The sequence below is a fragment of the Arboricoccus pini genome, assembly GCF_900187945.1.
GTDB classification, from domain to species: domain Bacteria; phylum Pseudomonadota; class Alphaproteobacteria; order Geminicoccales; family Geminicoccaceae; genus Arboricoccus; species Arboricoccus pini.
Genome location: NZ_FYEH01000024.1, coordinates 1 through 7,907, shown reverse-complemented (window position 1 = coordinate 7,907; position 7,907 = coordinate 1). Strand labels below are relative to the sequence as shown.

Below are 7,907 nucleotides of genomic sequence, written 5' to 3'. Positions count from 1 at the left end.
GCTTTCGCCTTCTTCGGTCACACGGTACTCCACCCGTGGTGGTACTTCCGCATAGACCTCTCGACTGACCAGACTGGCTTCTTCGAGTTCACGTAGCTGCTTTGTCAGAAGACGCTGCGTGATGCCAGGGAGACGCCTGTGCAACGCGTTGAAGCGAAGGCAACCAGCATCGAGCAGATGGAAGAGCACAACCCCCTTCCATCGGCCGTTAATTAGGTCGAGCGTCACTTCTACCGGACAGCCCGGAACATCAACGTAGTGCTTGATCTTCATCGCGGCAGTTCCCTTTCGGGAACTTAATACGCCAAATGACCGTATTTACGGAAGTGGGCGCCGTGACGATCTCAGACAGACATTGTCTGTCATGGGAAACGTCATGAAAGCCATCGGCTATCGTCCGGCCTCGCCCTTATCCGACCCACACTGCTTCTTTGATTTCGAGCGGGACCCTCCTGTTCCTGCTGCGCACGACCTCCTCGTTGCCGTGCACGCTGTGTCGGTTAATCCGGTCGATACCAAAGTTCGCCAGGGCAGCGTGCCGGTGGGCAAAGCCGTCGACATCCTGGGATGGGATGTCGCCGGCACCGTTCAGGACGTGGGCTCCGAGGTAACACTATTTCGGCCTGGCGATGACGTCTATTACGCCGGCAGTTTCAGTCGCTCCGGCGGGAATGCTGAGTTACATATAGTTGACGAGCGTATCGTCGGCTCCAAACCATCGAGTTTGACCTTCACACAGGCGGCGGCGCTTCCCCTCACTGCTTTGACCGCATGGGAACTGCTGTTCGATCGATTGGGCGTCGTCCCCGGCAAGCTAAGCAACTCAGGTGCTTTGCTAATTATCGGTGGCGCGGGAGGTGTCGGTTCTATGCTGATTCAGCTTGCCCGCCGTCTGACTGGACTTGAGGTGATTGCGACTGCTTCGCGTAACGAAAGTCATGATTGGTGTCTGAAGCTTGGTGCCCATCATGTCATTGATCATTCGAAGTCGATGACAGAAGAACTTGCTGCGATGAACGCGCCGCCGATCACACACATAGCGGCGCTTAATCAAACTGCCCAGCATTGGGACGCAATTTGCGCGATCATTGCACCACAAGGCAAGCTCGGGATTATTACTGACCACGACACACTCGACGCCTCTCCATTGAAAGCAAAAAGTGCATCTTTGCATTGGGAGATGGTGTTTACGCGCCCGGTGTTTGCAACGCCGGATATGATCGCCCAGCATAAAATCCTCAATGAGGTGGCGTCATTGGTCGATGTAGGGCTGCTGCGTACGACCGTCAGCAGGGAGTTAGGATCACTCGACGCCGCTAGTCTGAGAGAAGCCCACCTTCTTGTCGAAAGCGGCCGAGCGCTTGGTAAAATCGTGTTGCCGGGAATATCGGCCAATGCGATCAATCGGTAACGAGATGGATCTCCGCCACCTGCGTCATTTCATGGTTGCCGCGCGCGCGTCAGCCTCGAACGGCTGGGCGTGGACATGGCACGGTACAGTGAGCGCGATTATGTGCTGACGCAGAATATCGGTGCGGCACTTGCCTTCTTGGGGCTGGATGGACTGATCGCCCCTTCAGCCCGCTGGCAATGCGATAATCTCATGATCTATCAGACCGACCATCTGCTGAACGACTCAGCGCGGCCGGTTCGATGTGGTGCGGGGCAAGGCGTTGGATCGGATTTCCCGCGATCAGGCGGACGTCGTCACCCTGTTCAAGCATCTGCGCTTCGCTGGCGTGCAGATCGTCACCCTGGCAGAAGGCGAGATCAGCGAGCTTCATGTCGGCCTGAAGGGACAGGCTTGCAGGACCGGCTCATTTCCTCTGAAGCGATTGCGGAAGCCGTGCGGGCCTATGCGGAAGAGATGAACCGCTTGAACCACGACCGGCGGGCGCAGGCCGAAAGCGACCATCGCGCGCTTCGGAAGAGCGAGCGGGCCATTGCCGGCATCATGGCCGCGATCTCGAGGACGGAATGTATCAGCCGAGCATGATAGGCGCGGATGGACGAGCTTGAGCGGCAGAAGGCGGAGATCACCGAACGTCTGGCGCAGAATCCGACCGACATCCCCGACGTACATCCCAACGTCGCCAACATCTACCGGCAGAACGTGGTGCGGTTCACCGAGGCGCTGGAGGACCCGGACGGCGGCCGGGAAGCAGCCCAGGTGCTTCGTTCGCTCATCGGGGAAATCGTTCTCCGCCCGACACCAAGCGCGGCGAAGTCCAGGCCGAGCTACGCGGCGAACTCATGGGCATCCTCGATTTCGTGAAACCTGAAGAAATCAAACAGTATAACCGTCTTATGCCAGCAGTGCCCGCGCGTCCCCGCAACCAAATCGTCCCCTCAAAAACCTCCGCCAGACTATGCGCCCCGGGCGCAGGGCCGCCCTGAAAATACGCGCCCCGGAAAAATACTCCACCGGCACCACTTAGCTCCCCCCGCGCCCAAAAACGCACCGGCCCCGGCAAATCCACCAATCAATTGCCACCCAAAGGCCAGAAAACGCCCAAATAACCGACTAAGTCATAGGGGCTTGGTCGGGTCGATGGGACTTGCGCATGCGCGAGGTGCTCTTCCAGGTGCCGTCTTCGCGAGGGCATTCCGTCCTCTAAGGCCAAAGTAGGAACCGGAACCGGTCACCAGCTAGCGTGCTTGTGACGTCGCCGGTGGCACTCTAACCGCCATGCCAAATCAATTTATCTCGAATTTTCCTTAAACGGCGTTTATACATATTTCGATATGGCCGTTGCGGCGTGAATAGGCCGCCGACGTCGCAAACTGACATTGGGCAGCGATGTCCGAGCGACGATCGCGGCGGCTTGGGCCTCGGAGTATGGTCAAATGGCGGTGGATTCCTTAAAAGACGTCGCGCCGACCATGGACGAGGTCAATATTGCCGCATGGGGTGCTGACGATATTGTCCGGCACTATGCCATGGCGAGCGGCTGGCTGGATGAAGGCGAGCGAGAGGCTCTTGCCTACGCTTTGCGCAGGCAGCCCGATGGCGCCGTGCTCGACATTGGTATCGGCGGCGGGCGGACCACAGAATTGCTGGAGCCCATGGCCAGCGAGTATGTCGGCATCGACATCAGCCCCAAAATGATCGCAGCCGCGAGGCTGCGCTTTCCCGAAGCATCGCTTCATTGTCTGGATGCGCGGGATATGAACGGGCTGGAAAGCCGCGCCTTTGACCTTGCCTTCTTCAGTTGCGCCGGCCTGGATGCAATGGATCTGGCTGGTCGACGGGCTATCCTGGGCGAGGTCAGGCGGGTATTGCGGCCGCAGGGCCTGTTCGTCTTTTCGAGCTTCAATAACGAGGGCCCCTGGGCGCAAAGCCGGATCGGCCTCTTCATGCCGCGACGCTGGTGCGACCTGCGCACGCTTGCCGGTAATGTGCGCAGGTCGTTGCGCGACCTCTTCAATGCGAACGGGCGAATCGGTCTTTTAGCCACGCATGAGCAAAGAGGGGTCGAGCGTTCGCTCAGGTTGTTGCCGGCCTTTGGGTTTCGCGTCTTTGCTATGTTCAGCACATGCCGGGCGATCGCCGCCGAGCTCAATCGGCAGGGTTTCATCATCGATCGCATCCTGACTGACCGCGGTGAGATCGTCGGCGACGCGACGCGGCCCCCGCGCGAGGCGAGCTGGTTTTATTACCTCGCGCGTAAGATATAGCTTAGCGCGGGGCAAGGGGCCGAGGTCGTCCCGTGTGGCATGTGCGCATACTCCAATGCGGGCGTGCGTAATTAACCTGACTTGTGTGGCCGTATTGGATATGGTCCCGGCGCGCTGATTGATTTTTGCAGCGGTGGGGTATGCCTGTTTGAAGCGCGCACATCGCTCAACGATATGGAGTCCTAGGAAGGAAGGACTCAACCTGCCGTACTCAAGGACGCAGCAAATTGGTTGAAAAACGTTTGGATTTGACTTCGAAGGTCGCGTGGCGCAAAAACGCGGCTCGTGATCGGAACGCTTCGGAAATACCGCACGAAGTCAATTCCAGGCATTTTATGCAAATTATATCGTTTTCGATGTATTGATTTGGACTCGGTCTAGGATTGAACTTCATGGCGACTGATTCACTGGACATGGACCGAGCGGCGGCGGTGAACAGGCAGGGTGCAACCGGCTACGTCAATAACCGCCCGTCGCACGCGAGCGCCGACCATAGCAAGATCATCCGCCATTGGCGGGATCGGAGCTGGATCGCTCGTCTGTCCAAGTCGACAATGGATCGTGGCGTAGCGCTCGTCAGCCTCATTTTCCTGGCGCCCCTGCTCCTGACGATCGCAGTGCTGGTCAAGCTATCCTCTCCCGGTCCTGCCTTGTTCAAGCAGAGCCGCCACGGTCTCGACGAGAAGCCCTTCCAGGTGCTGAAGTTTCGCACCATGTATGTGGAGACCTGCGCCGGCGGCGCCGCCGACAAAGTCGTCCAGGCGCAGCGCGTCGATCCCAGAATAACACCGCTTGGCCGCTTCTTGCGTCGCTCAAGCCTCGATGAACTGCCCCAGCTCATCAACGTGCTGCGCGGTGAGATGAGTCTCGTCGGGCCCAGGCCGCATGCCATTTCGCACGACGTCCACTATTCCAGTCTCATCCCCCATTACCGCTTGCGCCACAATATGATGCCCGGCATCACCGGCCTGGCGCAGGTCAAGGGTTTTCGGGGCGGTACCGAGACGCTCGAATCGATGGAAAGGCGGATCGACCTCGATCTGGAATATATCCAGAATTGGTCGCTTGCCCTCGACGTGAAGATCATGGTGATGACGCTTTTCACGACCATCAATGATAGTAACGCCTATTGATCGATCAGCCTGATTGAACGACGGGGCGGCGTTGCCTTGACAGCGCCGCCCCTAAGCCGCGTCACTTTCCAGGCTGTCGCCCCTATTGAAGGACATGTGCAATGAGCGAGGGCCAGACGGACCGGCGGCCGCGCGTTGCGATCGTACACGATCAATTCTACACCTATGGGGGAGCCGAAAAGGTGGTGGAGCGCATGCTCGCCGCCTATCCGGAGGCCGACCTGTTCGCCCTCTTCGACATCCTGCCGGACGACAAACGCGGGTTTCTGGGCGGCCGCAAGGTAACCACGTCCTTTCTGCAGCGTCTGCCCATGCTGCGGCGGCTGCACCGCTATTATTTTCCTCTGATGCCGATCGCCGTCGAGCAGCTCGATCTTTCTGCCTACGACCTGATCCTCTCCAGCTCCTACCTGGTCGCCAAGGGCGTCATCGTGGCACCCGACCAGACCCATGTCTGCTACCTGCATTCGCCCATGCGCTATGCCTGGGACATGCAAAAGGAATATCTTCAGGACATGAAGCTCGCCAAGGGGCCGCTTAGCCTCGTCGTGCGCTGCATCCTGCATTATCTGCGCATCTGGGACGTACGCAGCGCCAACGGCGTCGACGTCTATCTGGCAAACTCCCGCTTCATCGCCCGCCGTGCGATGAAGGCATACCGGCGCCAGGCCCAGATCGTCTATCCGCCTGTCGAGGTCGAGCAGTTCGCCTGCGGGCCGGCCCAGTCGGAGCGCAAGGACCATTTCGTCACCGTCGGCCGGCTCGTCCCCTATAAAAGGTTCGATCTCATTATCGAGGCCTTCAACCGGATGCCAGAGCGCGAACTTCTGGTCATTGGCGATGGCGTCGATCGCAAGCGGCTCGAGAAGCTGGCTGGGCCGAACGTCAAGATCATGGGGCGCCTGTCTGACGAGGACCTGAACCGGCACGTCGCCGAGGCCGCTGCCTTCGTCTATGCCGCACAGGAGGATTTCGGCATCTCGCCGGTAGAGGCCATGGCCTGCGGCACACCGGTGATCGGCCTTGGCAAGGGCGGCCTCACCGAGACGGTCATCCCGCCCGGCCGACCCGGCGAGGCGCCGACCGGCCTCCTGTTCGATGCCCCGACCGCCGATGCGATCGTGGCAGCTGTCCAGCATTTTGTCACGATCCGCGAGCAGTTCGATTCCCAGGCCTGCCGGACGCACGCGCTCAAGTTCGGCCCTGCCCGTTTCGATCGCGAACTCCGCGCCGCGGTAACATCGGCGTGTGCTGCGGACTATGGTACGATCTCGGCGCTTGTGCCTGATACAAACCTACCCCGCGTCGCTTAGTACTACTCCAGCGATTACGCATCATTTTCTTGGACGGCACTGTCCAGGGCGGGGTTCATGCACGTTTTGTTCGTCACCCATACGGCGGTTCCATCCGGCGCCGAGTTGCTGTTGGCCCGCTTGGCCAAAGGGCTGGGGCCCCAGGCAACGGTTTTAGCGCTGTCCCATGGACCCCTGGTCACGGATCTTCGGGACTCGGGCTGCAATGTCGAAGTTCTGCCGATGGATGCCTCGGCGAACGAGGTCCGTCGTCATTCGGGCGTGGGTACCATCCTACGCGTCGCGCCGAAGCTGGCGACTCTCCTGCCGCGGCTGGCTGCGATCCGCCAGCGCTATGACGTGACGGTCGGCTTCTCGCAGAAAGCCTTCGTGTTGACGGCCCTGACGCAGCCTCTCGTTCGCAAGCCTCTCATCTGGGGACTGAACGACATCGTCAATGGCGAGCATTTCTCGCCCCTCATGCGCCATATGGGCGTCGGTCTCGCCAACCGGGCGGCATCCAGCGTCGTCGTTAATTCGCGCGCCTCCGCCGAGGCGTTCATCCAGGCGGGTGGCCGGGCACATCTTCCCAAGGTCGTCTATCCAGGTGTCGATCTGAATGCCTTTGCCGATGCGGTACCTTCCGCTAGGCCTAGTGATCGATTCGTCGTCGGCTGCTTTGGCCGGATCGCCGCCTGGAAGGGCCAGGAAGTTCTGCTCCGTTCGCTCACCAACCTGCCGCATGTCGAGGCATGGATCGTCGGCGCCGCCCAGTTCGGCGAAACCGGTTATGGCGAGCAGCTGCAATCTCTGGCCCGCCAGTTGAACATCGCCGATCGGGTCCGCTTCCTCGGCCACCGCCACGACGTGCCCGCACTCATGGCCGCCTGCGATGCCATCGCCCATACCTCCGTCGCCGCCGAGCCGTTCGGTCAGGTCATCGTCGAGGGCATGGCAGCTGGTAAGCCCGTCATCGCTACCGCCGCTGGCGGTGCTCTCGAGATCGTCGATCACGAGACCGACGGCCTTCTCGTGCCGCCAGGCGACGCCGTGGCGTTGGGTGCCGCCATCGCGCGGCTTACCGCCGATGCAGACCTACGCGCACGGTTCTCAGTAACAGGCCCCAATAAGGCCCGGCTCTTCTCGACGGACTCCATGTGCCAGGCTTGGCAGGACTATTTTCAAGTCCTTGCCTTGCCGCCCGTGCCCATGCTGGCGCCCGTCCGTCAGTAACCCTCGCTGCGCGGCGAACGCAGCACCAGAATCGGTCCAGGCTGTCGTCCCACCTGCAACCCGGCCCTTATTTCGGGCACGGGCTGCGAGATGGGAAAGCCTCGAACCGTGTACGCCCAAGGGCGGACTTTGCCCCGCCTGATCATGATTGCCGCGCATCGTCGCGGTCCGCGTATTGGGGCAGATGCACAGGCCCTGAGAGCCCGATCCCTGTCCTTGTCTTGGGGCGACCGAATCCCGAGCGTCCGAGCCCGGCTCCCGTCGAATGATCCCCGGTGTGGCAGACACCCGGTCGCGCAGCACCCCTTGTTTGATCACCCGAGCGTGAGGAGGAAGCCTTCGGCGACCCTCGGCGATCTGATGATCGACGTCTCGCTGCGCGAGCACGGATCGACAGCTTTGCTGTCGATGGGCCGAAAGGCCCCTGGACCCATGGGGTTGGGGTGGGTCGAACAGCGGGTGGCGCATGAGACCGGTTGTATAAAGACTATATTCCTTGTACGGTAGGCCCCATGGACTGGACCGATCACCTCGCCCCCAAGCCGCCACGGCGCCGCTACCCCTTCTGGGC

General features: G+C 60.6%; 8 protein-coding genes and 1 pseudogene. 8 read left to right on the top strand and 1 reads right to left on the bottom strand.

Annotated features, from left to right (window positions below):
• Positions 1 to 273: winged helix-turn-helix transcriptional regulator (locus tag CFB17_RS18675; protein WP_088563099.1), on the bottom strand; the 273-nt coding region annotated here is incomplete at its 3' end.
• A 103-nt stretch (positions 274 to 376) separates the two neighbouring features.
• Between CFB17_RS18675 and CFB17_RS18670 the strand changes: the two genes are divergently transcribed.
• From CFB17_RS18670 to CFB17_RS18640, 8 genes and pseudogenes are all read left to right on the top strand, one after another.
• The gene (locus CFB17_RS18670) at positions 377 to 1,411 is read left to right on the top strand and encodes a zinc-binding alcohol dehydrogenase family protein (RefSeq protein ID WP_088563098.1); all 1,035 of its coding nucleotides are present in this window, start codon (positions 377 to 379) and stop codon (positions 1,409 to 1,411) included.
• Positions 1,412 to 1,637: 226 nt separating this feature from the next.
• Positions 1,638 to 1,799: pseudogene (locus CFB17_RS18665) on the top strand (recombinase family protein); the annotation flags it as partial.
• A 5-nt stretch (positions 1,800 to 1,804) separates the two neighbouring features.
• Positions 1,805 to 1,996, top strand: coding sequence for a hypothetical protein (locus CFB17_RS19525; protein ID WP_207762189.1), 192 nt, complete (start codon positions 1,805 to 1,807; stop codon positions 1,994 to 1,996).
• Positions 1,997 to 2,005: 9 nt separating this feature from the next.
• Complete coding sequence (locus tag CFB17_RS19520; RefSeq protein WP_207762188.1) at positions 2,006 to 2,275, top strand: hypothetical protein; 270 nt, start codon at positions 2,006 to 2,008, stop codon at positions 2,273 to 2,275.
• A gap of 572 nt (positions 2,276 to 2,847) precedes the next feature.
• Complete coding sequence (locus CFB17_RS18655) at positions 2,848 to 3,678, top strand: class I SAM-dependent methyltransferase (protein WP_133063961.1); 831 nt, start codon at positions 2,848 to 2,850, stop codon at positions 3,676 to 3,678.
• 392 nt (positions 3,679 to 4,070) lie between these two features.
• Positions 4,071 to 4,811 carry an exopolysaccharide biosynthesis polyprenyl glycosylphosphotransferase gene (locus CFB17_RS18650; RefSeq protein WP_088563096.1) on the top strand — a complete coding sequence of 247 codons (741 nt, stop codon included), beginning with the start codon at positions 4,071 to 4,073 and terminating at the stop codon, positions 4,809 to 4,811.
• Positions 4,812 to 4,912: 101 nt separating this feature from the next.
• A complete protein-coding gene (locus CFB17_RS18645; protein ID WP_088563095.1) occupies positions 4,913 to 6,124 on the top strand; it encodes a glycosyltransferase in 1,212 nt (403 codons plus the stop codon).
• Between the two features lie 57 nt (positions 6,125 to 6,181).
• A complete protein-coding gene (locus CFB17_RS18640; RefSeq protein ID WP_088563094.1) occupies positions 6,182 to 7,336 on the top strand; it encodes a glycosyltransferase family 4 protein in 1,155 nt (384 codons plus the stop codon).
• Positions 7,337 to 7,907 lie beyond the last annotated feature (571 nt).